Raw genomic sequence first — 25,809 nt, 5'->3', positions numbered from 1 at the left:
AGTATGAGGTTTAAATTAAATCCTATCGCATTAGGGATGTTGACGGCGCAATTGCTGATCTACCCAGCAATGCAAAGTCAGGCTGTTACGTTGGGGACTTACACACCAGAAAATAATGACAATCAAGCAGGTAAAATTACCGTCAGCAGCGGCAATGAAACCCTCACCGGCAATCAGGCGTTCACGCCAGGAACAGATGGCGCAGTCACCACCACGCTCGGGCAAGTAGCAATCACCTCGGGATCGCAGTATCTCAATCAGGATCGCCTTGATCCCGGCCCGCAAAACTTTGCTATCACTACGCCCGATGCCGCCACCGGCACCAACAGCACGTTCCAGGTTTACAACTCTGCGAGTCTTGTCGCATTAGCGCCCGTCACCAGCGCCACCAGCGTGCCGGATGTGCAAAACGTCAATAATGGGCAATATATCGACGCGCGCATTGCCGATGTCACTGGCGGCACGCTGGATGTGAATATCGGCCAGGCCAATGCGCTCAGCAGCGCCAGCACCAACAGCTGGACCATGGCAGCCAAGCAGACAGAGCTGTTTGATGTGAGCGGCACTGGCACGGTGAACTGGAACAGCAACAACCGTATCAGCTTCTTCGGCGCAACCGCCACGCCAGACGGCGCAGGATCGGCCACCAGCAGCTATCAGGTGCAAAATCTTGCCACTTATAACGGTGGTTTCAGCGTGCAGACGCTGGATGGCAAAAGCACCAGTTTTACCGTCACCAACGCCAGCCAACTGCAAAGCTTCAATAACTGGCTGATCAGCCAGCTGCAGGCAGGCAACCTCGATAAAACGCGCTATCTCACCGAATTCAATAAAGCCGTCACCTTCACCAATGCCAACATCGTCTACAACGTTAGCGCCACACCGCCAGATGAAGTCACGCAACCGATACTGAACCGCATTGTGATTAATGCCAGTGGCGCGGGCGCGAAAGTGAATCTGGCGGCGGGTAAAACGCTGGAAGTGGTGGGCGCGACCGGCGGAGCGATTAAAGCCTCCAACGGCGCACAAGCGGTGATCGATGGCAAGCTGGCGAGCCGTGGCAGCATCACTAATAACGGCACGGCGCTGGTGCTAACCGACAACAGCAGCGGGATTAACAACGGTGTGATTAATGGCGGATTCCTCAATCGTCAGGATGGCACCGGCATTGGCTCAACCGGCTACGGTGCCAACGGCGTAGCCGTGCAAACCGGCAGTACCTTCAACAACAACGGCATCCTTAACTTCGCCACCACCGGCAGCAATTCACAGTATGGCGTGGCAGGCATCAATCTTGGCGTGTCATCCACCGCTAATAACAGCGGCAATATCAACGTCGGCGTTAACGGTTCGAGTGCGCGCGGCACCGCATCCGGCGTGTTACTGACCGATGCCACATCCAGCTTTACCAATAACGCCAGCGGCAATATCTACATTGGTCGCGGACCGCAGAACAGCCTGGGTGAGGCGACGGCGGATACCGCGATGAACCAGAGCGGACTCACCAGCGGTATCGCCTTGGTCGCCAACGGTAACGCGGTCAACGATGGCAGCATTACCATCGGGACGAAAACGCAAAACGCAGCGGGGATGTCGGCGACGGGTGCTAATAACGCCACCATGATCAACACCGGCACCATCAATGTGAACGGTGCGGCTGCTGCGATACCGCGCGAAAACGTCGGCATGCTGGTGACCAACAGTGAGGGTAACATCAATAACGCAGGCACCATCAATCTAAATGGCGTGAACGGCACCGGCCTGAAAGTGCTGGCCACCAATGGCAACACCGCCCGCGCAACCTCAACCGGCACCATCAACGTGGCAGGCGGCGCAGATCCGGCGAGCGGCACGCGCAACTATGGCGTGTGGGTGGAAGGGCAAGGAACCGGCACGGCGCAGGCCACCGTCGATGGCCCGCTTAACCTCAGCGGCAATGGCGCGATTGGCGTGCATGCGCGTGGAAACTCCACGGTAACTGTTGATCCGGCTGCCGTGCCGACTTTCTCAAACGGCACCAATCAGATTGCCTTCTTTGCTTACGGCCCTAATGCGGTGATCAACGTGCTGGGCAATGATCCGTTTGATGTCACCACACAGAACTCGACGCTGTTCCGCGTTGAGCAGGGCGCTGATTTCCACGGCAACGCCCTGTCGCTCACCGCGTCGGGAGCGGGTTCCACCGCCGTGCTCGGCAGCGGCGCAGGCACGGAAGTGAGCAGCGACGCGGCGGTGATTAACGTCAGCGGCAGCGGTGCTAATGGCATCACGGTTGAAGGGGGCGCGACGGGCGTTATTGATGCCGCAACCACCATGAATCTCACCGGCAGCAATGCGATCGGCGCGATTGTTGACGGACAAAAACACGATATCTTTGGCAGAAACAGCGGCTCGCCGGTGACCAGCACCAGCCTGAACTCTGCGGCGGCATTGAATGCCTCACAAAGTGGATTGACCGGCTACGTGGCACGCAATCGCGCGCAGCTGACTAACACCGGCGATATCACCTTCACCGGCGCCAATTCCACCGGCATCCGCGTGGAAAGCGGCGCAACCGGCACCAACAGCGGCAATATCAATATCAACGATGGCGGCACCGGCATCGCAGTGAACAGCGGCAGCAGCACCTTTGCCACCACCGCCAACAACACCGGCACCATCAACGTCAACGGCGGCAGCACCACCAGCCGCAGTCGCGGCGTCAGCGCCAGCGGGAATCGCGCGGTAGCGAACCTGAATGGCGGGACGTTGAATTTGAACGGCACTGGCGCGATCGGTGCGGAAGCGCTGAACGGCGCACTGGTGAATATCGCCGCCGGTTCAGCGCCGGTATTCAACAACAGCGACCAGATCGCCTATCACGCGGCGGGCAGCGGATCGCGCATCAGCTCCGCCACCAACGCTTTAGACATCAACACCAGCGGCTCAACCGGTTATCGCATTGATGACGGCGCAGCGCTAAGTTTCACCACGCCAACAACCCTCACCTCCAGCGCCAGTAACAGCACCGGCGCGATCATCTCCGGCAGCGGCAGTAGCCTGAATAGCAGCAATGCCAACTTCAGCGCCAGCGGCCAGGGCAGCACGGCAATCCGCGCAGAAGGCGGCGCGAACGCCACGCTGGATAGCGGCAGCAGCATCAATCTCAGCGGCAGCAACGCGGTTGGCGTGCTGGTGGACAATCTGCGTACCGATTTAAGTAATGCGCTGGATGGCAGCGCGGCGGCCACCCGCGTCACCAGCAACGGCAACGTCAGCGGCGCGGGTAACGGCGCAATTGGCTTTGATGTCACCAACGGCGCAGAGCTGGTCAACAACGGCAATGTGAATCTTACCGGCAGCAACAACATCGGTATCCGTTCGCGCGCCGGCAGCACCCTGACCAACAACGGCGTGGTCAACGTGGCCAACGGCACCGGGCTGGATGTCTCCGGCAGCGGCAGCACGCTGGCGAAAGGCGGCACCATTAATGTCGATAACGGCACGGCGGGCGTGCGCATTAGCGATGGCGCGCAGCTGGCTTTAACCGGCAGCGACACGGTGATCACTACGCGCGGCAACGCGCACGGCATCTTGCTGGATAGCGGCGCGACCGCACTCAGCGCCAGCGACGCCACGGTGAACGTGCTGGGCAGCGGCAACGGCATCGAAAACCGTGCCGAGTTAAGCAACGTCGGCCTGAGCAATCTCACCATTAACGTCGGCGACGGTAACGGTATTCGTACCGCCGTGCCATTCGATCCGGCTTCAACCGTGACCACCAACGTGAACGGCAGCGGCAGCGGCTTGAACATCGCCAATGCCGATGGCTCAACCACCAGCGGCGATCTGACGTTAGGTTCGGGCTATCAGTTTAATGTTACCGGTGCGGGCGGCACCGGTATTCGCGCCAATACCACGGGCAATGTCACCACCGCCGCCAATGTGAATATCGATAATGCGACAGGCGGATCGGCGCTGGTCTCCAGCACCGCGGGCACCATCGTCAATACCGGCAACTTCACCTCCAACAGCCTGACGGCGCCGGTGGTGGATCTGCGCGGTGGCAAAACCATCTTCGAAAATCTCGGCAACATCATCACCGCCAATCCACAAACTGTGGCGGTGGCGGGCAGCAACGCCGATGACGAAATTTTGCTAACGGAAGGCGCGGTGCAGGGTGATATCAATCCGGGTGGCGGATCGGATCTGTTCCGCTGGACGGGCGGTACGCTCAACGGCAGCCTGACGATGGGCAACGACAACAACAACACCGCTGAAGTGAGTAATGTCGATCTCGGTACCACGTACCATCTCACCAGCGGCACCGGCACCGGGAACACCTTAACGTTCAACCAGATCGATTCACGCGGTGGCAGCTTCAGCGCTGACGATCTCAGCAAAGGGGTCAATCTTGGCAGCGGCTGGAGCACCATCAACTTCGCTAACACTAAATGGACGCTAACCGATAACCTGCAGCTGGCGCACAGCACCATCAATGTTGATGCGGGATCAACGCTGTTCGCCGGCGATAACGTGCATCCAACGCTGTCGGGTGGAACGGCAGATTCTCTGGTGGTGAACAACGCCGGTACGCTGGATCTCACCAACGGCGCGGGGTCGCCGGGCAATACGCTGGATATCGCGGGCTCGCTGGCATCGAGCGGCGGCCAGCTCAATCTGGTCACCAACCTAAATGAGGGCGGTGCGCTGAGCAATCAGTTCACCGACCATCTCAACGTCACCGGCAATGCCAGCGGTACCACGCTGGTTAACGTGAAACTTGCCGATGCCAGCACCGGCGCACTCACCGATCTCAATCAAAATGGTGGCGTGGAGGGTAACGAAGGGATCTCGCTGGCGCAGGTCGGCGGCAATGCCAGCGCTAACAGCTTCGCGCTGAAAGATGGCTATCTCGGCGCCGGGCCGTGGCAATATCGCCTCTACACCTTCGCGCCGGGCAGCAGCGATCCCAATCAGCGCTTAGTCAGCGGCAGCGGCAATAACTATTGGGATTACCGTCTGGCGAACTACTACGTGTGTGAAGATAGCAACAGCTGCCAGCCTACATTCGTCACCGATGCCTTTGGTACGCCGCAAAGCTACGATTCGCGCCCAGCGGTGGTGCCGCAAGTGCCTTCGTATGTGTCGGCACCGGTTGGCCTTGCCTATTACACCTCGGCGATTATCGACGATCTGCATAAGCGCCTCGGCGAACTGCGCCACGAGCAGACGCGTCCGGAAGGCAACGGCGGCGAGATGTTCCTGCGCTACATCGGCTCGAACCTGAAGTACAAGAGTGATAAGAGTTTCCGCGACTTTGGCTATGACTTTGACCTCGATTACAGCGCGGTGCAGGTGGGCGGCAATCTGCTGCGTCTCGACGGCGAGCAGGATAGCCTGCGCGGCGGTTTAGCCTATACGCGCGGTAATACGCGTATTCGTCCACATGCGGCCGACGGCTACAGCAGCACCACCTTCGACAGCGACAGCCTGGCGTTTTACGGCACCTGGCAACGTCAAAGTGGTTTCTATCTGGATGGTGTGCTGTCGTTTGACTGGCATCGCGGCGAAACCGATATTGCGCGCACGCAAGAGGTGGCGAAGCTGAAAGGTAATGGCTGGACGGCATCGCTGGAGAGCGGCTATCCGTTTGAGTTGGGCGATGGCTACAAGCTGGAGCCGCAGGCGCAGCTGATGTATATGAAGCTGAATATGGACGACTTCACCGATAAAGACGGCAACAAGGTGCGTTACGGCGACTATAACCAAACCATTGGTCGTTTGGGCGCGCGCCTCGATCGTACCTGGACCGACGACAGCAATCGTCAATACACCCCTTATCTGCGCGCTAACTACTACAAAGGTTGGGGCGGCACGGCGGATACATCAGTGTCTTCGGTGGATAATCCGGCGTTTGGCGCCACCTTCAGCAGCGGGAAGTTTGGTCAAATGTGGGAGCTGGGCGCAGGCGGTACAGCGACCTTGCAGAAGGATGTGTCGCTGTATGCTGAGGCGGATTATCGCAAAGAGATCGAGGGCAACGGTGCCAAAGGCTGGCGCTATAACGTTGGCGTTAGGTGGCAGTTCTGATTCCAGGTGCGCATAAATTCGCACCCTACGAAAACCGAGCTCTGCCTTCGTAGGGTCGCCATTTATGGCGACCACCTAAATTCCAGGTGCGCATAAATGCGCACCCTACGAAAAACGAACTCTGCCTTTGTAGGGGCGCCATTTATGGCGACCGCCGAATGACAGGCATAAAAAAACGGATGGCGCGAACCATCCGTTTTGCTCTAACTCATGGCGTTTTAGGCGTTAGATTGCCTGATACTGCTCATCCTGCAATGCAATCGGTGCAACGGTGCTGGTGGCAATACCTGATGTGGTAACCACAGACAGATCGGCCTGAGTCAGATTCAGGTTAACCTGCTGTGCTTCCGCTTCTACGTTGCTACCCAGCAGCGTTTCTTCCGCATCGCTCAACAGCTCTGCGCCTGAAATATCGAACAGGTTGAAGGTTTCATCCTGCGTTTCGACTGCACTACGTTCGATGATATGGAAGGTGAAAGGCTCTGTTTCCAGGCCGTTAACTTTCGCAATCACGCTATGAGTACCTTCCTCAAAACGGCTATCCACTTCGATATACCACTTACCGCTGGCAGCAACACCGGTGAAGCCCAAAGAACGGCCATCCGTTGTCAGCAATTCCACGACTGCATCAGGCTCACCTGTACCATAAATCACCACGCGGTGATCCTGGATCGCTTCGCCGTCTGATGGCTGGCGAGTGTCATAATCGAAAGTGCGACCAGAAACAGCATCAATACTTGCAGCATCCGCTTCAACAGTGAACTTGCGAGCCAGCAAGCTATCCTGGTTTTCATTTTGGACAGAAATGCTGTGATCACCATTAGCCAGCTTCAGTGAGTAAGACCAGGTGCCATCTTGCGCGGTGCGCACGCTGCCAACCAACTCACCGTTATCGTAGATTTCCAGCACGATATTCTGACCTGCAGTGCCACGCAGCAGCGGCGTTGAATCTTTTGTCACCGCACCGTATGCAATCAGGGCTTCACCCGCGTTATCGTCGTAAACGTTGAAGTTGATGCCGATATTTTCAGGTTCAACCAGGCTGAAGATCAGCGTGCCGCCTTTGTTGCCCGCGACATCGGTGGCAATCACTTCGTGTCCGCCAGCCGCTAATGGTTCAGTGGTCTGGAAGCTCCAGCGACCGTACTCATTGGCAATAACGCTGCCTGCAACTTTGCCATCGATGGTGATGGTGACCAGCGTGCCGGCAACCGCTATGCCATTTAATACTGGCGTGTTGTCATCGATGGAAGCGTTGTAGCCAAAGTTATCTATACCATTGAATTCGCTGATGCCACCCAGAACCCACGGAGTAACGACCTGTGCTGCCACAACATTAAAGGAGAATGCTTCGCTGGTATCATTAGCATTTGCACCAACAGTGATGGCATGCGCACCTAAGGAGAGATCTGATGCGGGTTTAAATGCCCATGCACCAAAGCTGTTTGCCAAAGTAGAACCGATTTCGATACCGTTATCATAGATACGGACCAGCGTATTAGCAGGTGCATTACCTACCAGGTTTGGTCGGTTGTCATCTGTAATACCGTTCGCTTTGACGATGCCTGGTCCGAAGAATTGATCCATTACCTGAGTAATATTGAACGGATTCTCAGGCTCAACGGGTACTTCAGGCTCAACTGGCACTTCAGGCTCAACGGGTACTTCAGGCTCAACGGGTACTTCAGGCTCGACTGGCACTTCAGGTTCGACTGGCACTTCAGGCTCGACTGGCACTTCAGGCTCGACTGGCACTTCAGGCTCAACGGGCACTTCAGGCTCGACTGGTACTTCAGGCTCGACTGGCACTTCAGGCTCGACTGGCACTTCAGGCTCAACCGGTACTTCAGGCTCTGGCTTAGTGATCACAAAGTCGAATTGCGCACTAGCGTTATCGTTGCCAACTTTCGCCACGATGCTGTGAGTGCCAACAGAGAGTGGATCGGTCACGTTGAAAATCCAGCTGCCATTACGAACGCTGGTCACCACGGATCCAATCTCTTTGTCACCTTCGTACAGACGAATCAACACACCTTTAGGGCCGAATCCAGTAATCAGTGGCGTGGTATCCGCCGTTTCACGATCGCCGGTCTCTTCACCTGAGTTGCTGCCTACGAAGCTGATATCAACCGGAACTTTTACAACAATATTCCAGGCTTCAGTTTCTGTACCGTTGCTGCTTTTCACCACAAAGCTGTGGTTGCCGTTGACCAGATACGCTGGGTTAACTGGAGTGAATTCCCAGTAACCGGTGGATGAAACGCGGCGCTCGCCGATTTTGATACCATTGTCGAAAATTTGTACCAGACTATTTGGCTCTGCGGTACCTGACAGTTTCGGTGTGTCGTCATCGGTGGTGCCATTTTTCTCAACATAGCCGCCCTTGCCAACGTTATCGAGGATGTACTCGATCTCTGGTGTTTGTGGCTTGGTGGCTTCTGGCGCAGAAATGGTGATAACGAACGGCGCACTGGCGGTGCCTTCGGCGGTTTTGAACACCAGATTGTAGCTACCCAGCGACAGCTCCGGCGTCAGAGTCCAGCTGCCCCACGCATCGGTCACGGTTGAGCCCAGAACTTCATCGCCGTTATATAGACGAATAACAACGTTAGCGCCTGCACGGCCAAAGAAGCGCGGCGTAGTATCGATTGATGTTGCACCTGAACCAATCAGTTGGTTGTAGCCAGCTGAGTTATCAAATGCACCCGACACTTCGATTGGCTCTGCTGCTGCAGAAACAATGGTCACCGGGAATGGCGTAGTGGCTGAACCTTCGCCCGCTTTGAATACCAGGTTGTAGCTGCCTGAAGTCAGCGTTGGTGTCAGGCTCCAGTTGCCGTAAGCATCAGACTTGGTTGAACCAATTTCTTGCTCGCCGTTATACAGGCGAATCACCACGTTAGCACCGGCTTTGCCATAGAAGTAAGGCGTGGTGTCTTTGATGGTGGCGCCTGGAGCCAGGTTGCGGTTATAGCCGTTTGAGTCTTCTAACGCGGCATAAATTTCAATCGGCTGCGAATCGGCCGAGGTGATGTTCAGCGCGAACGCTTTGCTCACTGAACCTTCACCGGCTTTGAACACCAGATTGTAGCTACCTGCTGGCAACGTTGGTGTCAGGCTCCAGTTACCGTAAGCATCTGAGTAAGTTGAACCCAGCTCTTTTTCGCCGTCGAACAGGCGGATCAGTACATTTGCACCGGCTTTACCGTTGAAGCGTGGTGTGGTGTCTTGCGTGCTGTCGCCAGACTTGAGTGGCTTATAGTAGTAGCGATCGCTGTCGTCATAGACATTGGAGATTTCAATTGGCTGTGCATCTGCGGTGGTGATGGTCAGCGCGAATGGCTTACTTGCAGAGCCTTCACCGGCTTTGAACACCAGGTTGTAGCTGCCTGCCGGCAGAGAAGGCGTCAGGCTCCAGTCACCCCAGCTATTGGACTTGGTTGAGCCAATTTCCTGATCGCCGTTATACAAACGAATGATCACATTCGCACCGGCTTTGCCATCAAAGCGTGGCGTGGTGTCCTGCGTGCTATCGCCTGATTTCAGCTTCTGCGTCACATACGGATTGAGGTTGTCGTAAACGTAGGAAATTTCGATTGGTTGGGCATCTGCGGCGGCAATGGTCAATGTAAACGGCTCGCTCGCTGAACCCTCACCGGCTTTGAACACCAGGTTGTAGCTACCTGCTGACAGAGAAGGCGTCAGGCTCCAGTCACCCCAGCTATTGGACTTGGTTGAGCCAATTTCCTGATCGCCGTTATACAAACGAATGATCACATTCGCACCGGCTTTACCATCAAAACGTGGTGTAGTGTCCTGCGTGCTGTCGCCTGATTTCAGCTTCTGAGTCAGATACGGATTGACGTTGTCGTAGACGTAAGAAATTTCGATTGGCTGGGCATCTGCTGCGGCAATGGTCAGCGCGAATGGCTTGCTGGCTGAGCCTTCACCAGCTTTGAACACCAGATTGTAGCTGCCTGCTGACAGAGAAGGCGTCAGACTCCAGCGGCCCCAGTTGTCAGACACGGTTGAGCCAATCTCTTTATTGCCGTCGAACAGGCGAATCAGGGTATTGGCACCGGCTTTACCATCAAAGCGTGGCGTAGTGTCCTGTGAAGTATCACCCGGCTGCAGCAGTTTAGTGAGATACGGATTGGTGTTGTCGTAAACATAGTCAATCACGATCTGCTGAGCATCTGGCGTAACGATGTTCAGAATGAAAGGCTCGCTAGAAACATTTCCTGATACAAAGGTCAGGCTATGCGCACCGCCGTCCAGCTTAGCAATATAGTTCCACTGACCATATGCATTGGTCTGCACCGAACCGATTTCCTTCTCACCATCAAAGATTTTGACGACGGAGTTTGGCTTAGCGCTGCCGGTGAAACGTGGCGTGGTGTCATTAGTGGTGCTGCCAGACTTCAGGTATTGGGCGTAGCCCGCACTGTCATCAATGGCTTGCGCCACCAGAACTGGCTGTTCTGGCTGAGTAGCTACTGAAACATCATAGCTGGCTGAAACAGGGTTGCCAGCGCCCGCGACCTGAACGGTAAAGTGGTGTTCGCCCGAGGTAAATGCATCAGACGACCAAACCCACTTACCGGTTGGCGTGGCATTGATACGTGCGATCTCAACGCCGTTATCAAAAATGATAATTTGTTTGTTATTTGTGGCACGGCCTTCGAAAATCAACACGCCTTTTTCCGCATCGCCGCCAGATTCAATCGGGATCAGTTTGTTATTCTGCGGGGTGCGGATGGTATCGATGATCGCTTCGTTATACTTGATAGGCACAATCGGTGGTAATTGCGCCGCAGCGGTTGCGATGGAAGCAGTATTGGCGCTGGTTTGCGCTGTACGTGTTGCGTTTTGGTTTTTAGTGGTGCTCATATTTACAGTACTATTGTCATACTGCGCTCATGGAAAAAACTGACGCAGTATTTAGAACTTCATGTAATAAAATGACGAGAAATGTCCCAATAAAGGTTAAGCGTTCTGTTAAAACTGCTTTTTTGTTTTTTATTTATAAAATTCAATAAATTATGATTTATTAATTTTTTAAATTATTTGTTATATCTCTGCCACTTAACGTTCCCGCATCGCCAGCATCCCTTGCGCGACAAAACTGGAATCTGAATTACTCTAAATAAATTTTTATCGGTTGTTATTCCCGCAGATTTTGTGAGCCATTCCTTATTGCCATGCACGGCAAGACAAAAAACAGCCCGCCACGCTAAAGCCCAGCGCATGCGCTGCCGAAAAGGTAAAAAAGCGTAATCGATTTTTTTCTTTTAGCCTGCGTCTTGCAAGGACACACACATGCGTAACAACCAGCCCGTCACACAGCGCGAGTTCGCTTTTGACGATGACGCGACGTTGATGTCGACCACCGATCTCAATAGCTACATCACCTATGCCAACGACGCCTTTATTGAGGTGAGTGGCTTTAGCCCGGAAGAGGTGAATGGCCAGCCGCATAATATGGTGCGCCATCCGGATATGCCGCCTGAAGCCTTTGCCGATATGTGGGCGACACTCAAGCAGGGCGAACCGTGGACGGCGCTGGTGAAAAACCGTCGTAAGAATGGCGATCACTATTGGGTGCGCGCCAACGCCATTCCGGTGGTGCGCGAGGGCAAAGTGCAGGGCTTTATGTCGGTGCGCACCAAGCCGTCAGCGCAAGAGGTGCGTCAGACCGAAGCGCTGTACCGCGATTTCCGTGAAGGCCGTGCCAAAGGACGCCGCTTCCATAAAGGGTTAATCGTCGGCACCGGCTGGCGTGGTTTTGGCTCGATCCTGAAAACCCTGCCGTTGCGCTGGCGTATTCGCTCTACCTTATTAACGCTGTTGCCGCTTTCGGTGATTGGCGTCTGGCTACTTGGGTTGGCACCGCTGGCGATAGGCTGCTTTGCTGGCGGCATGGCGGGCCTTTTGCTGCTGGCGAGTCTGTGGCTGGAGCAGCAAATTTCACGTCCAATGGAACACATGTGCCGTCAGGCATTAAGCGTGGCGACCGGCGCCAGCCATAAAGTGGAACAGATCGATCGCGTCGATGAGATTGGCGTCACGCTGCGCGCCATCGGCCAGCTCGGCCTGATGTTCCGCTGGCTGGTGGATGATGTCAGCGGTCAGGCAATTAACGTGCTCAGCGCCAGCGATGCCATCGCGCGCAGCAATGACGAACTAAGCCGCCGCACCGAACAAGCTGCCGCTAACGTGCAGCAAACCGCTGCCACCATGAATGAAATGACTGCCACGGTGAAGAGCAACACCGATACCGCTAAAGAGGTGAATGGCTTATCGGAAAATACCAGCTTTGCGGCGATCAAAGGCGGCAAGGTGATGCAGGAGATGGTGGGGATGATGGCGGAGATCGCCGACAGCTCGAAACGTATCGCCAATATCACCAGCGTGATTGACGGCATCGCCTTCCAGACCAATATTCTGGCGCTGAATGCGGCAGTGGAAGCGGCGCGCGCCGGTGAACAAGGCAAAGGATTTGCGGTGGTGGCCGGTGAAGTGCGCAGCCTCGCACAGCGTAGCGCCAAAGCCGCCAGCGAAATCAAAAACTTGGTAGAAACCAGCGCCAGCCGCGTGCAGTCGGGTAGCGATCACGCCGATGCAGCCGGACATACCATGCAGGAAATCGTTGATCAGGTGCAGAATGTCACCGCGTTGATCGCGCAGATCAGCGGCGCGACCGCTGAGCAGGCTATCGCGCTAACGCAGGTCAGCACCGCGGTGGAAGATCTCGACGATATCACCCATCAAAACGCCGCGCGCGTGGCGGAAAGCGCTGAAGCATCCGGGCGCATGAAGCATCAGGCCAATCGTCTGGTGGAAGCGATCAGCGTGTTCCGTTAACGCATTTCACGTTCGGCACGCAGCGCGCCGGGCGGCGTGCCAACAATGCGTTTGAATGCGCGGCTAAACGCCGCCAGCGAACCGTAACCGAGGTGGAAGGCGACGCTTTCCACCGCTTCGCCTTCATGAACGATACGTTCCACCGCCAGCCGCATGCGTAGCTCGGTAAGATAACGCAGCGGCGTCATGCCAGTTGCGCTCTGGAAGCGGGCGGCAAACACCGAGCGCGAGCTGCCAGATTCCCGCGCCAGCCGTTCCACCGTCCAGTTTTCACCAGGTTCACGATGCATCGCCGCCATCGCCAGGCTAAGACGCGGATCGCGTAGCGCCTGCACCAATCCGCTGCCTTTGCCGCAGCCATTCTCCACCCAGCCACGCACAATCTGCGCCGCCACCACATCCGCCAGCCGCGACAGAATCCCGGCAAAGCCGGCTTTGCGCTGCCGCGTTTCGCGCTCCATCGCATCGAGAATCGGCTGGATTTCCGGATACTGCGCCAGCAGCGTACTCACCAGCATCACATCCGGCATGGTATGCACCAGCGGTTGCATGCCGCCGAGTTCAAACGCCATGCAGGCGCTAAACAGAATCACATCGCTGTCATCCGGGCATACATCTACGCCGTCGCCGATAGCGCAGACGCTGTCGCAAATCGGGCGGCTGTTAAAAGTCGAAATGGGTTCACAGATTGCCTCTTCGCTGGAGATCAACGCATGCGGCTTACCGTGCGGGATCAGCAGCGCATCGCCCGCCTGCAGCGGATAGATCACGCCAGAGGCTGAACGGATCAGTAACGATCCGCGCCCAACAAAGTGCAGCTGCGCCTTGCCTGGCGCATCCTCATATTGCAGACCAAAAGGCGCATGCAGCGCGATACGCTGGTATTTGACGCCGTACAGGCGCATGCCCATTAGCAGTTCACTGGTCAGATCTTCATAGCGGCTCATACGAATCCAGACGAATAATCAAAAAACAAAGTTTCTGCATCATAGATCGTCTGGTGATCAGTCACTATGCTTAACGCTAAATATTTTGTGATGGGGATCACAGATGAGCCTGGATACTGAAGTTATCGAAACACCACTAGAAGTGGATAAACCGGCGTGGGGCGCAGTGTTTGCCATGGCCTTTGGCGTTTTCGGCCTGATTACCGCAGAATTTCTGCCGGTAAGCTTGCTGACGCCGATTGCTGACACGCTGCACATCAGCGAAGGGCAGGCGGGACAAACCGTTACCGTGACTGCGCTGGTGGCGCTGCTCACCAGTCTGGTGATCGGCAATGTGACACGTCAGCTTGACCGTCGTGTGGTGATGCTGGCCTTTACGCTGTTGCTGATTGCTTCCGCGCTGCTGGTGGCCTTTGCTGAGAATCTGCCGATGATTCTGCTGGCCCGCGTGCTGCTGGGCGTGGCGATTGGCGGCTTCTGGACGCTCTCCACGGCGATTACCATGCGTCTGGTGCCGAGCGATCAGGTGCCGCGCGCGCTCTCCATCGTATTTAGCGGCATTTCGCTGGCGACCATTATTGCTGCGCCGCTCGGCAGCTATTTGGGCGGCATTATTGGCTGGCGTAACATCTTTATGCTGACCGCCGCGCTGGGCGTGCTGGCGCTGCTGTGGCAGTTCTTCACCTTGCCCGCGATGCCGCCCGTCAATAAAGCGCGCAGCGGTGGCGTGCTGGATCTGCTGCGTAAAAGCGTGATGCGCTGGGGCATGCTGGCGGTGATCATGATGTTTACCGGCCACTTCGCCTTCTTTACTTATCTGCGTCCGTTCCTCGAAGGCAGCGCGCAGCTTAACGTCAATCAACTGTCGCTGGTGCTGCTGGCGTTTGGCGTGGCGAACTTCTTTGGTACTTCGCTGGCCGGTTATCTGGTGACGCGCAGCGTATCGCTGACGTTAACCGCGATGGCGCTGGTGATGAGCGTGACCGCGCTGCTGCTGGTGAGTTTCGGCGAGGTGTCGTGGCTGGTCGCGGCGGGCGTGGCGCTGTGGGGCCTGGCGTTTGGTTCGATGCCAACCGGTTGGTCAACGTGGATTTCCCGCGCGGTGCCGGACGATGCCGAATCGGGCGGCGGTTTGCTGGTCGCTACCATTCAGCTGGCGATCACCGCCGGTGCCGCCGCCGGTGGCTGGATGTTCGATCTGCAAGGCGCAGGCGGCGTGTTCCTCGCCAGCGGCGTGCTGATGCTCTTAGCCGCCATCACCATCTTCACCCGCGTCCGCCACCACGGTTAACCGTAGGGTCGCCATTCATGGCGACCTTGCCATCAACCGCACGAATCACAATGTCGCCATAAATGGCGTCATGTTTGTCAGATACGCGTAAATCGGTCGCCATAAATGGCGACCCTACGAAACCTCACCTATCACAGCCATAAATCCTGCCTTTTAATTAAATGTCAGATTTTTAACCCTTTGCACAAAGGTTAACCCAAACGTGCTTTTTACATTCAAAATATTCGAACAACAACGGCAAATCTCTCCGCTTTTTACTGATCAACTCTACGACTATTATGTATCTCAACAAGGCGATGACGCCTTACTCAATCAAACGTACATTAAGGAATTGACCATGAAATCTATCAAAACTTTTGCTGCTGTTATCGCTCTGACCGTTCTGCCATTCGCTAGCTTTGCGCAAAGCATCACTGCAACCGCCTCAACGCTGGATGGTGCAGAAGCGCAAATCGCTGCTCAGGCGCACGAAGCTGGTGCTTCCTATAAAGTGACCGAAGCTAACTTCAACAACGGCGTGCACATGACTGCCGAACTGACTAAATAAGTTGCATTAACGTTCTGTGCTGACAGGGTGCCTTCGGGCGCCCTGGCGGCGTTGGTAACCTGATAAAATCCTGTCACTTTCACTTCGAAATGATTACTATTCTCAAAAAGTAGCATCCTTCGTCGGCTCGCCTCGGGCTGTCTTTTTAAATATTGGTTGTAATGTCGGGCTTTCACTTCACTGCCATCAGGCGGTGTTTTTGCTATGGAGAAGTTATGAAGGCGAATAAAAAATCGTGGGCGCTGCGTCCACTGCTGCTGGCAACGGCGCTGTTCTCGACCTCTGCGGTGATGGCGGCAGAATCTCAGCCGCTGAATCAGGTGATCTCAAAAGGCGCTTACGAACTGGCATTCAGCAACAGCGATAACGCACTGTTTCTCGCGACCGCGCAGAGCACAACCGATAAAAAAGGCGGCACCGTTTATCGCCTCGATCCGCAGGATTTGGCGGTGAAGCAAACCATCAATACCGATCTGCCGACCTTTGGCGCGGCGATCAACCAGAAAACCAACACTCTTTACTTCGGTAACACGCGTGACGGTTCACTGACCGCAGTGGATGCCACCAGCGGTAAAGTGATCAACACGCTGGTGCTGGATGGCCGTCAGCGCAGTGAAACTGTGCGTCCGCTGCAACCGCGTCAGCTGGCCGTCGATCCGGCAACCGATCGCGTTTATATCACCGGCCTCGGTGAGCAGAGCGTGGTGTGGGTGGTGGATGGCAAAACCCTGAAACTGATCAGCACCGTGCCGAACACCGGCAAAATGGGCACCGGTTTGGCGATCGATTCTGCGGCGCAGAAACTGTATGTCACGAATTCCGACGGCGAACTGGTTACCATCAATACGCGCCTGAACGCGATTGAAAAGCGTCAGAAAATCGATGGCGATAAAGATCACTTCTTCCTGAATATTTCGCTGGATACCCAAGGCCATCGCGCCTTCCTCAGCGACTCAAAACAGTCGCAGGTGCTGGTGTTGGATACCCGCACGCAGCAGGTGATCCACAAGATCGATGTGCCAGAATCGCTGGCAGTGCTGTTCAATGCCGATCGTGATGAGCTGTACGTCACGCACCGCAAAGCGGGCGAAATTAGCATCATTGACGCCAGCAACTACAAAGTGAAACGCACAGTAAAAGCACCGGGCCTGCCAAACAGCCTGGCGGTTTCCGCCGATGGTAAAACCCTGTTTGTCAGCATCAAGCAGCCGGGTTCACGCAAAGAGCCACCCAAAAATCCCGATAGCGTTTTACGCATCGAACTCTGATCGGTAGTTTTCTGAAACTGAGAGGCGGCTTATGCCGCCTTTTGCATTTCTGCCATCTGCGCCGTTTTTATCGCCGCACATACGCTACCTTGTAGAGCAACAACACCAATGGAGAGGATGCAATGAGCCAGTTTTTTATGCATGAGAAAAACGATCTGGTTAACGAAGCTATCGAAGGGGTTTTGCTGAGCACGCCGTGGCATAACCTCAGTCGCCTCGATCTCGGTGATGAGATTCGCGTTGTGGTGCGCTCGGACTGGGATAAAAGCAAAGTGGCGCTGATCTCCGGCGGCGGTTCCGGACATGAACCGGCGCATGCCGGCTTTGTCGGCAAAGGCATGCTGACGGCGGCGGTGTGCGGTGACATCTTCGCGTCGCCGAGTGTCGATGCGGTGCTGAACGCCATTGTTAACGTCACTGGCGATGCCGGATGTCTGCTGATTGTGAAGAACTATACCGGCGACCGCCTCAACTTTGGTCTGGCGGCGGAGAAAGCTAAAAACCTCGGCTACAAGGTTGAGCTGGTAATGGTGCAGGATGATATCGCGCTGCCGGAAAACCCGCAGCCGCGCGGCATCGCGGGCACCGTGCTGGTCCACAAAATTGCGGGCTTTGCGGCGGAGCAGGGACAATCGCTGGATGAAGTTAAAGCGCTGGCACAGCGCGCGATTGATGCTACATCGTCTATCGGTTTGGCTTTTGCCACTTGCCATGTGCCGGGAGAAAAACGTGATGAACGCGTCGAGCCCGGTCACAGCGAGCTCGGCATGGGCATTCACGGCGAGCCGGGTGTAATCACGCTGGATTCGCAAGACAGCCGCAACATCACCAGCATCATGACCGATAAACTGGCGCAGGCGCTGCCGGACGGCAAGCAGGCGCTGCTGCTGATCAACAATCTCGGCGGTTTCTCGCAGCTGGAGCTGGCGCTGCTGACGCGTGAGGTGTTGCAGTCGCCGCTGGCGGCACGCATCACGCATCTGTTGGGTCCGGCAACGCTGGTCAGCGCGCTGGATATGAAGGGTTTCTCACTGACGCTACTGGCGTTGGAAGAGCCGTTCCTGGAAGCATTAAACGCGCCGGTTCAGGTGCTGGGTTGGGTGCCGGTATATGACTTTGCGCCGATCAGCCTGCAACGTGCCGAGAAGATTGGTAGCGTGCTGGATTTTGATGCCTCTGAGAATACTGAGGTGGCGAAGATTGTCGCAAGCGTCACGCAGACGCTGATCGATCTGGAAAGCGAGCTAAACGCGCTGGATGCCAAAGTGGGCGATGGCGATACCGGTTCAACCTTTGCCGCCGGGGCGAAGAAAATTCAGCGCAGTTTGCAGGAAAAACAGCTGCCGCTGGATGAACTGCCAACCTTGCTGGCGCTGATTGGCGAGCAGCTGGCCACGGTGATGGGCGGATCGAGTGGCGTGTTGATGTCGATTCTGTTCACCAGCGCCGGTCAGCAGCTGGAAGAGGACAGCGCGCTGCCGCAGGCGCTGATGCACGGGCTGGAACGCATGAAACATTACGGCGGCGCGCAGCCGGGCCATCGCACTTTAGTGGATGCGCTGCAACCGGCGCTGGAAGCCTTAGTGGCAGGCGAGTCGCTGGCTGTTGCTGCACAAGCGGCGCAGAAAGGTGCCGACGCCACCGCGAAGATGCAGAGCGCCAAAGCGGGGCGTTCCGCGTATCTGAATCAGCAGAGTCTGGATGGGGTAAAAGATCCGGGCGCGTATGCGATTGAGAAGGTGTTTGCGGTGTTGGCGGGTTGATGTAGCAAGGTCGCCATTAATGGCGACCCTACATCGTAGGGTGCGCATTCATGCGCACCGTTTCAATGGACGCAGAATGGGTTAGCGCATTTATGCACACCGTTTCAAAGACCGCAGCTTACTCCGCCGCTTCGCGCATCATCTCTTCGTGCGGAATATCCTGCAAAATCTGCTCGAAACTGCGCAGACGTTTGTAGATCGACATCAGCGTAATCAGCGTTGACCACGAGGTGATCAAATACTGGAACGACGAACGCACCTGATCAAACACGTTGGTGATCTGGTTCAACAGGCCGAGCGTAATGGTGCCCGCCACAATCGACGGAAACAGCACAAACAGCCCGAACACGTTATCCACCTGCAGATACATAATGCGGGTGATGTTGAAGTACAAATAGTGGAAATAGAGGCGGAAATAGTTCTGACGCACGCGGCTAAACAGCTCATGCACCGTTGGCGGTGAAGCGCGTTCAGGATCGTCTTCGCCGTACACCAGCTCTTTACGATAGGCCGCTTCCACCCGCTGATTGCGGAACTCCAGCCCCGGCAGTTTAATCCCCACCAACGCCAGCAGCGCGGTACCAAACAGCGACCACAGCAGCGCGGCAATCACCAATGCATACGGAATGCTGCCAAGAATTGGTACCTCTTTGACATGGTGCGACAGCGTGACCAGCACCGGCAGAAACGCCACCAGCGTCATAATCGCCTGAATAAAGTTGATGCCCCAATCCTGCAACGTACCGGCGAAGCGCATGGTGTCTTCCTGCACACGCTGTGCCGCACCCTCAACCAGACGCAGACGCTGCCAGTTGTGCATGTAGTAATTGTTCATCGCGGTACGCCAGCGGAACACCCAATGGCTGACGAAGAAGGAGTTCATCACGCCAATCACCACCGCGATCAGCGCGATACCGAGAAACGCCAGCACTTGCACATAGAACTGGTGGATGGCGACGGAACCGGCTTTGGTCAGCGCCTGTTGAATCATGTCGTAGAACGGGCCATACCAGGCGTTGACGCCCACGCCGACCTGCACACCAAACCAGGTGACAAAGATGATCAGAATCGATCCCCAAACCGACCAGCGCTGCCACGGATGGTTATCAATCACACGCCAGGTGAGCGCGAAGATGCCAGCAACAATCCAGTAATAGGCGTAAAACCACAGTTGGCTGATGTGAATAAAACGGCTGGCATTGGTTGGCAAAGGTTCGTGCATCGCCGCCTGGAGCGCAGGCCAGCGTGCCGGGAAATCACTGAAAAAGCCGAACCAGGCAAAAATTGCTACTAAACTCCAAATCGCAGCTGAGCTGAAAAACAGCGTTGGCCGCGGAAAAAAGGACTTAAACATAGGCACTCCGCTGTTGTGTGTACTCTTTTATACCGCTTCAGACCTCTATCTGTCTGTTGTCGGTTGTATCTGACGATGACAGCTTCGCCGCTGCGATGTAAAGCGACAGCGGCAATTGTTAAGTAATTAGTGCGAATTTGTTTCTAAGAACTAAATTATCCACAGCAATGGTGTTACAATATTTGCACTGTTACCGGTAACAGTGCTGCTGTATCCCTTAAGCTATCAATAAAAAAACAATACAACGCAACTACTTAACTTTCATGCCGCATTATATGTGGTACTGAGGCAATGTCATGTCAGAACAAAAAAATGGTCACACTCGCAGGGATTTTCTGCTGAGAACCATCACCCTGGCGCCGGCAATGGCGGTGGGCAGTACGGCGATGGGCGCGCTGGTGGCACCGATGGCCGCTGGGGCAGCAGAACAAAACGCATCACCACAGCAGGCGCGTAGCTACCAGCCAAACTGGTTCACCGCCGAAGAGTTTGCCTTTATCACTGCGGCCGTGGCGCGCCTGATCCCCAACGATGAACGCGGTCCTGGCGCACTTGAAGCTGGCGTGCCGGAGTTTATCGATCGTCAAATGAACACGCCGTATGCCACCGGGAACAACTGGTACATGCAAGGCCCGTTCAATCCCGATCTGCCAAAAGAGTTGGGTTATCAGCTGCCGCTGGTGCCGCAGCAGATCTACCGTCTCGGCCTCGCTGATGCCGATAGCTGGAGCAAAAAACAGCATGGCAAGGTGTTTGCTGAGCTGACGGGCGAACAGCAAGACGCGCTGCTGACCGCGTTTGAAAGCGGCACGGCTGAATTCCCGCAGCTGCCAGCCAAAACCTTCTTCTCCTTCCTGCTGCAAAACACCCGCGAGGGTTATTTCAGCGATCCGATCCACGGCGGCAATCAGGGCATGGTGGGCTGGAAGCTGATTGGCTTCCCAGGCGCGCGCGCTGACTTTATGGATTGGGTGGAACGCGGTGAACGTTATCCGTTCCCGTCAGTGGATATTCGCGGGGAGAGGACGTAAGCGTGGCAAATGAATTGAAAAAAGTGGATGCGGTCGTCGTCGGTTTCGGCTGGGCGGGCGCCATCATGGCGAAAGAGCTAACCGAAGCGGGCCTGAATGTGGTGGCGCTGGAGCGCGGTCCGCATCGCGATACCTATCCGGATGGATCTTATCCGCAGTCGATTGACGAACTAACCTATAACATCCGCAAAAAGCTGTTCCAGGATCTGTCGAAAAGCACCGTCACCATCCGTCACGATGCCTCGCAAACCGCCGTCCCTTATCGCCAGCTGGCGGCGTTTCTGCCCGGTACCGGCACCGGCGGCGCAGGTCTGCACTGGTCAGGCGTGCACTTCCGCGTTGACCCGGTTGAGCTGAACCTGCGCAGCCATTACGAGCAGCGCTACGGTAAAAACTTCATCCCGGAAGGCATGACGATTCAGGATTTCGGCGTCAACTATGACGAGCTGGAACCCTTCTTCGATCAGGCCGAGAAAGTGTTCGGCACTTCGGGCAGCGCCTGGTCAATCAAAGGCAAACTGCTGGGCAAAGAGAAGGGCGGCAACCCGTACGCGCCCGATCGTTCCAGCGACTTCCCGCTGCCGGCGCAGAAGCGCACCTACTCGGCGCAGCTGTTCGCGCAAGCGGCGGAATCAGTGGGTTATCACCCTTATGATATGCCGTCGGCCAACACCTCGGGCCCGTACACCAACACGTACGGCGCACAGATGGGGCCGTGCAACTTCTGCGGTTTCTGCAGCGGTTACGCCTGCTACATGTATTCCAAAGCCTCGCCGAACGTCAACATCCTGCCCGCGCTGCGCCAGGAACCGAAGTTCGAGCTGCGCAACAACTCCTACGTGCTGCGCGTTAATCTGACCGACGATAAAAAACGCGCCACCGGCGTGACCTATCTCGATGGACAGGGCCGCGAAGTGGTACAGCCTGCGGATCTGGTGATCCTGTCGGCATTCCAGTTCCACAACGTGCATCTGATGCTGCTCTCCGGCATCGGCAAGCCGTATAACCCGATTTCCAACGAAGGTGTGGTGGGCCGTAACTTTGCCTATCAGAACATCTCGACGCTGAAAGCGCTGTTCGACAAAAACACCACCACCAACCCGTTTATCGGTGCCGGTGGCGCAGGTGTGGCGGTGGATGATTTCAACGCCGACAACTTCGATCACGGTCCGCACGGCTTTGTTGGCGGTTCGCCATTCTGGGTCAATCAGGCGGGTACCAAGCCGATCTCCGGTTTGCCGACGCCGAAAGGCACGCCAAACTGGGGCAGCCAGTGGAAATCGGCGGTCGCGGATACCTACAACCATCACATCTCGATGGATGCGCACGGCGCGCACCAGTCTTATCGCGCCAACTATCTCGATCTCGATCCGAACTACAAAGATGCCTACGGCCAGCCGCTGCTGCGTATGACCTTTGACTGGCAGGATAACGACATCAAGATGGCGCAGTTCATGATCGGCAAAATGCGCAAAATTACCGAAGCGATGAACCCGAAAATGATCATCGGCGGCGCGAAAGGGCCGGGATCGCACTTCGATACCACCGTCTATCAAACCACGCACATGAGCGGCGGCGCGATCATGGGTGAAGATCCGAAAACCAGCGCGGTGAACCGTTATCTGCAGAGCTGGGATGTGTCGAACGTGTTTGTGCCAGGCGCTTCGGCGTTCCCGCAGGGTCTCGGCTACAACCCAACGGGCATGGTCGCAGCGTTGACCTATTGGTCCGCCAAAGCGATTCGTGAACAGTATCTGAAAAACCCCGGCCCGCTGGTACAGGCATAAGGAACACGGCGATGATCAAAAGCATTTTAGCCCTGTTTCTGGGCACGATGACGTTCGCCGCAGTGGCGGACGAGGCAGGTTCGGACGCGTTGGTGAAGCGCGGTGAGTATCTGGCGCGCGCGGGCGACTGCGTGGCGTGTCACAGCACCGAAGGCGGTAAACCCTTTGCCGGTGGACTGCCGATGGCGACGCCGATCGGCACCATTTACTCCACTAACATCACGCCGGACAAAGCCAACGGGATTGGTGATTACAGCTATGACGACTTCCAGAAAGCGGTGCGTCACGGCGTAGCGAAAAACGGCGACACGCTCTATCCGGCGATGCCGTATCCGTCTTACGCGGTGGTCAGCGATGACGACATGAAGGCGCTCTACGCCTACTTCATGCACGGCGTGCAGCCGGTGGCGCAGGCGAACAAAGAGAGCGAGATTCCGTGGCCGCTGTCGATGCGTTGGCCGTTAGCCATCTGGCGCGGCATGTTTGCGCCGGACGTGAAAGCGTTCCAGCCGGCGGCACAGGAAGATCCGCAACTAGCACGCGGTCGCTATCTGGTGGAAGGTCTCGGCCACTGTGGTGCTTGCCATACGCCGCGTAGCATCACCATGCAGGAAAAAGCGCTCAACAACGGCGAAGGCAACAACTATCTTTCCGGCAGCAGCGCGCCGATTGATGGCTGGACCGCCAGCAACCTGCGTGGCGACAACCGCGATGGTTTAGGCCGCTGGAGCGAAGAGGATCTCAAGCAGTTCCTGCGCTTTGGCCGCAACGATCACACCGCCGTGTTTGGTGGCATGACCGATGTGGTGCAGCACAGCCTGCAATATCTGAGCGATGACGATATCAGCGCGATTGCTAAATATCTGAAATCCCTCGGCGCGAAAGATCCAAATCAGGCGGTGTTTAAGCAGGATGATGCGGTGTCTCAGGCGTTGTGGAAAGGTGACGACAGCCAGCCAGGCGCATCGACTTATGTCGATAGCTGCGCGGCGTGCCACAAAACCGACGGCAGCGGCTATCAGCGCTTCTACCCCGCGCTGCGCGGCAATCCGGTGGTGATGGCTGACGATCCGACCTCGCTGATTCATATCGTATTGGTCGGCGGCACTTTACCTGGCGTGCAAGGTGCACCCACGGCGATCACCATGCCGGCGTTCGGCTGGCGCCTGAACGATCAGCAGGTGGCGGATGTGGTGAACTTTATCCGTGGCAGCTGGGGCAATGGCGTGAAGTCGAGCGTGTCGGCGAAGGATGTGGCGGCGCTGCGTAAAGATGAAGCCGTGCAGCCGAAGCAGGGTAATGCGGATATTAAGGTGTTGGAAGGGCAGTAAAGTGAGTTGGTGCGGTTTTTGAATCGGTCGGCATGAATGCCGACCCTACAAAACCGCACCTGCAATCTTTAAATATTCTCCAAATCCATCCCACGGGTTTTTGGCCCGTAAATTCCCACCGACAGCATCACCATCAGCATGCTCAGCACGATAAAGGCGATCACGCCCTGGCTGCCGGCATACTGCAAAATAATGCCAATCAAAATACTGCTGAACACCGTTGACAGGCGGCTAAACGAGTAGCAGAAACCCACCGCGCGGGCGCGAATGTGAGTTGGGAAAATCTCGGTCTGATAAGCGTGATAGCTGAAGGTCAGCCATGCGTTGCTGTAGGTGATCAGGAAGCCGCAGATGATCATCAGCACCGGATTGGTCATAAACGCAAACAGCGTGCCGAACACCACCGTCATCAGCGATGAAAACACGATCTGCCATTTATTTTCGAGCTTATCGGCGTAGCGGCTGCAAATCAGCGAGCCGAGCGGGTAGGCCAGCGTAATGAAAAACGCATACAGCAGGCTGTGTGTGACGGTCGCGCCTTTGCCCGACAGTAGCGCCGGCAGCCAGTTGCCGAAACCAAAGAAGCCAATCGCCTGGAAGAAGTTCATTACCACCAGCATCAGCGTGCGCTTGCGATACGCCGGTGACCAAATCTCACTGAAACGCCCTTGCTTAGGTTGCTCAGGTGCGAACTGTCCCCCATCCCGGCCTTCCCCCACCAGTGGGGGAAGGGGAGAAGCGATGCCACAGCGCTTTTCCATCGCGCTCAGCACCTGATGCGCTTCCTGATGCCGTCCTTGTTGCGCCAGCCAGCGTGCGGATTCCGGCAGGTTTTTACGAATCAGCCAGATCACCAGCGAGCAGACCGCACCGGCAATCACCACCCAGCGCCAGCCTTCAAGGTTGAGAATGGTTTGCGGCACCAGCCACCACGACATCAGCGCCACCGCCGGTACCGACAGGAACTGGATAAAGAAGGAGAAGGCAAACGCGCGGCTGCGCAGATGTGCCGGTACCCATTCGGAAAGATAGGTATCGATGGTCACCAGCTCAACGCCAAGGCCAATGCCAACGAGGAAGCGGAACAGGATGATCATCTCCGCGCTCTGCTGGAACGCCATCAGCAGAGAAAACGCGCCGTACCACGCCAGCGCGCACATAAAGGTCAGGCGGCGACCAAAACGGTCGGCGTAGGGCGCAAGCAAACTCGCGCCGACAAACAGGCCAAGGAAAGTGGCGGAGGCAAATGCCGCCTGATCAGCGACGCCGAACACGCCGGCAGAACCGGTATGAAACACGCCCGCCGCCACCAGGCCGGAGCTGATGTAGCCGGTTTCAAACAGATCGTAGAGCTCAAAGAAGCCGCCGAGCGCCAGTAGCGTGATAAAGCGCCACAGACCGGCGGAAGAGGGCAGCGCATCAATGCGCCCGGCTAAGGTGCAGCGATCCGCGCTCATGTGATCGTTCGCCATCCCTGTCGACGTGATTGTTGTCATTGTTGTGTAAACCTCGGTGTTTGCAGAACCCGCTGACGGCTGAGATTGGTTTTAAAAA

Annotated in this window: 14 protein-coding genes; 9 read left to right on the top strand and 5 right to left on the bottom strand. The window is 56.2% G+C overall.

Features of this window, described 5'->3' with window-relative positions:
• The first annotated feature begins 3 nt into the window (after positions 1-3).
• Positions 4-6,072, top strand: a complete 6,069-nt coding sequence (locus tag BM323_RS19890) for an autotransporter outer membrane beta-barrel domain-containing protein (protein ID WP_008110759.1) — start codon at positions 4-6, stop codon at positions 6,070-6,072.
• Positions 6,073-6,297: 225 nt separating this feature from the next.
• Here BM323_RS19890 and BM323_RS24580 read toward each other — a convergent pair whose 3' ends face one another.
• A complete protein-coding gene (locus BM323_RS24580) occupies positions 6,298-10,962 on the bottom strand; it encodes an Ig-like domain-containing protein (protein WP_217646663.1) in 4,665 nt (1,554 codons plus the stop codon).
• Positions 10,963-11,391: 429 nt separating this feature from the next.
• Here BM323_RS24580 and BM323_RS19880 point away from each other — a divergent pair, with 429 nt between their 5' ends.
• A complete protein-coding gene (locus tag BM323_RS19880; RefSeq protein ID WP_008105640.1) occupies positions 11,392-12,936 on the top strand; it encodes a methyl-accepting chemotaxis protein in 1,545 nt (514 codons plus the stop codon).
• On the opposite strand, the gene BM323_RS19875 is transcribed toward BM323_RS19880, so the two are convergent.
• Positions 12,933-13,883 (bottom strand): AraC family transcriptional regulator, encoded by a 951-nt coding sequence (locus tag BM323_RS19875; protein WP_008105638.1) that lies wholly within the window; start codon positions 13,881-13,883, stop codon positions 12,933-12,935. The genes BM323_RS19880 and BM323_RS19875 overlap by 4 nt on opposite strands.
• Positions 13,884-13,986: 103 nt before the next feature.
• On the opposite strand from BM323_RS19875, the gene BM323_RS19870 reads away from it, so the two are divergent.
• Positions 13,987-15,174 carry an MFS transporter gene (locus BM323_RS19870; protein WP_008105635.1) on the top strand — a complete coding sequence of 396 codons (1,188 nt, stop codon included), beginning with the start codon at positions 13,987-13,989 and terminating at the stop codon, positions 15,172-15,174.
• On the opposite strand, the gene BM323_RS24690 is transcribed toward BM323_RS19870, so the two are convergent.
• Entirely contained in the window at positions 15,149-15,277 is a 129-nt protein-coding gene (locus tag BM323_RS24690; RefSeq protein ID WP_008105632.1) for a hypothetical protein, read from the bottom strand. The two genes, BM323_RS19870 and BM323_RS24690, sit on opposite strands and share 26 nt — an antisense overlap.
• Before the next feature lie 234 nt (positions 15,278-15,511).
• Between BM323_RS24690 and BM323_RS19865 the strand changes: the two genes are divergently transcribed.
• The 3 genes from BM323_RS19865 to BM323_RS19855 all read left to right on the top strand — a co-directional run bounded on the left by BM323_RS19865 (position 15,512) and on the right by BM323_RS19855 (position 18,752).
• Positions 15,512-15,721, top strand: a complete 210-nt coding sequence (locus tag BM323_RS19865; RefSeq protein ID WP_008105630.1) for a YdgH/BhsA/McbA family protein — start codon at positions 15,512-15,514, stop codon at positions 15,719-15,721.
• Positions 15,722-15,936: 215 nt separating this feature from the next.
• Positions 15,937-16,989, top strand: a complete 1,053-nt coding sequence (locus tag BM323_RS19860; RefSeq protein ID WP_008105626.1) for a 7-bladed beta-propeller protein YncE — start codon at positions 15,937-15,939, stop codon at positions 16,987-16,989.
• A gap of 122 nt (positions 16,990-17,111) precedes the next feature.
• Positions 17,112-18,752, top strand: coding sequence for a dihydroxyacetone kinase subunit DhaK (locus BM323_RS19855; RefSeq protein WP_008105625.1), 1,641 nt, complete (start codon positions 17,112-17,114; stop codon positions 18,750-18,752).
• A 118-nt stretch (positions 18,753-18,870) separates the two neighbouring features.
• Here the strand turns inward: BM323_RS19855 and sbmA are convergent, their stop codons facing one another.
• Positions 18,871-20,106 (bottom strand): peptide antibiotic transporter SbmA, encoded by a 1,236-nt coding sequence (gene sbmA / locus BM323_RS19850; RefSeq protein ID WP_008105623.1) that lies wholly within the window; start codon positions 20,104-20,106, stop codon positions 18,871-18,873.
• A gap of 296 nt (positions 20,107-20,402) precedes the next feature.
• Between sbmA and BM323_RS19845 the strand changes: the two genes are divergently transcribed.
• From BM323_RS19845 to BM323_RS19835, 3 genes are read left to right on the top strand one after another with little or no spacing between them, the layout of a single operon-like run.
• A complete protein-coding gene (locus tag BM323_RS19845; RefSeq protein WP_008105622.1) occupies positions 20,403-21,137 on the top strand; it encodes a gluconate 2-dehydrogenase subunit 3 family protein in 735 nt (244 codons plus the stop codon).
• A 2-nt stretch (positions 21,138-21,139) separates the two neighbouring features.
• Positions 21,140-22,924: a GMC family oxidoreductase gene (locus BM323_RS19840; protein WP_008105620.1), complete on the top strand. Its 1,785-nt coding sequence runs from the start codon at positions 21,140-21,142 to the stop codon at positions 22,922-22,924.
• Between the two features lie 11 nt (positions 22,925-22,935).
• Positions 22,936-24,255 (top strand): c-type cytochrome, encoded by a 1,320-nt coding sequence (locus BM323_RS19835; RefSeq protein ID WP_008105617.1) that lies wholly within the window; start codon positions 22,936-22,938, stop codon positions 24,253-24,255.
• A gap of 68 nt (positions 24,256-24,323) precedes the next feature.
• Here BM323_RS19835 and BM323_RS19830 read toward each other — a convergent pair whose 3' ends face one another.
• Positions 24,324-25,751: an MFS transporter gene (locus BM323_RS19830; protein ID WP_008105614.1), complete on the bottom strand. Its 1,428-nt coding sequence runs from the start codon at positions 25,749-25,751 to the stop codon at positions 24,324-24,326.
• Positions 25,752-25,809: the final 58 nt, after the last annotated feature.

The organism is Pantoea sp. YR525, assembly GCF_900116775.1.
Lineage (GTDB): Bacteria > Pseudomonadota > Gammaproteobacteria > Enterobacterales > Enterobacteriaceae > Pantoea > Pantoea symbiotica.
Note: the sequence above shows the minus strand (reverse complement) of the source record. Positions and strands in the feature narration are given on the sequence as shown.

Coding starts and splice junctions, on each gene's coding strand:
- BM323_RS19890 (WP_008110759.1), top strand. CDS start 4: ATGAGGTTTAAATTAAATCCTATCGCATTAGGGATGTTGACGGCGCAA.
- BM323_RS24580 (WP_217646663.1), bottom strand. CDS start 10,962: ATGAGCACCACTAAAAACCAAAACGCAACACGTACAGCGCAAACCAGC.
- BM323_RS19880 (WP_008105640.1), top strand. CDS start 11,392: ATGCGTAACAACCAGCCCGTCACACAGCGCGAGTTCGCTTTTGACGAT.
- BM323_RS19875 (WP_008105638.1), bottom strand. CDS start 13,883: ATGAGCCGCTATGAAGATCTGACCAGTGAACTGCTAATGGGCATGCGC.
- BM323_RS19870 (WP_008105635.1), top strand. CDS start 13,987: ATGAGCCTGGATACTGAAGTTATCGAAACACCACTAGAAGTGGATAAA.
- BM323_RS24690 (WP_008105632.1), bottom strand. CDS start 15,277: ATGGCGACCGATTTACGCGTATCTGACAAACATGACGCCATTTATGGC.
- BM323_RS19865 (WP_008105630.1), top strand. CDS start 15,512: ATGAAATCTATCAAAACTTTTGCTGCTGTTATCGCTCTGACCGTTCTG.
- BM323_RS19860 (WP_008105626.1), top strand. CDS start 15,937: ATGAAGGCGAATAAAAAATCGTGGGCGCTGCGTCCACTGCTGCTGGCA.
- BM323_RS19855 (WP_008105625.1), top strand. CDS start 17,112: ATGAGCCAGTTTTTTATGCATGAGAAAAACGATCTGGTTAACGAAGCT.
- sbmA (WP_008105623.1), bottom strand. CDS start 20,106: ATGTTTAAGTCCTTTTTTCCGCGGCCAACGCTGTTTTTCAGCTCAGCT.
- BM323_RS19845 (WP_008105622.1), top strand. CDS start 20,403: ATGTCAGAACAAAAAAATGGTCACACTCGCAGGGATTTTCTGCTGAGA.
- BM323_RS19835 (WP_008105617.1), top strand. CDS start 22,936: ATGATCAAAAGCATTTTAGCCCTGTTTCTGGGCACGATGACGTTCGCC.
- BM323_RS19830 (WP_008105614.1), bottom strand. CDS start 25,751: ATGACAACAATCACGTCGACAGGGATGGCGAACGATCACATGAGCGCG.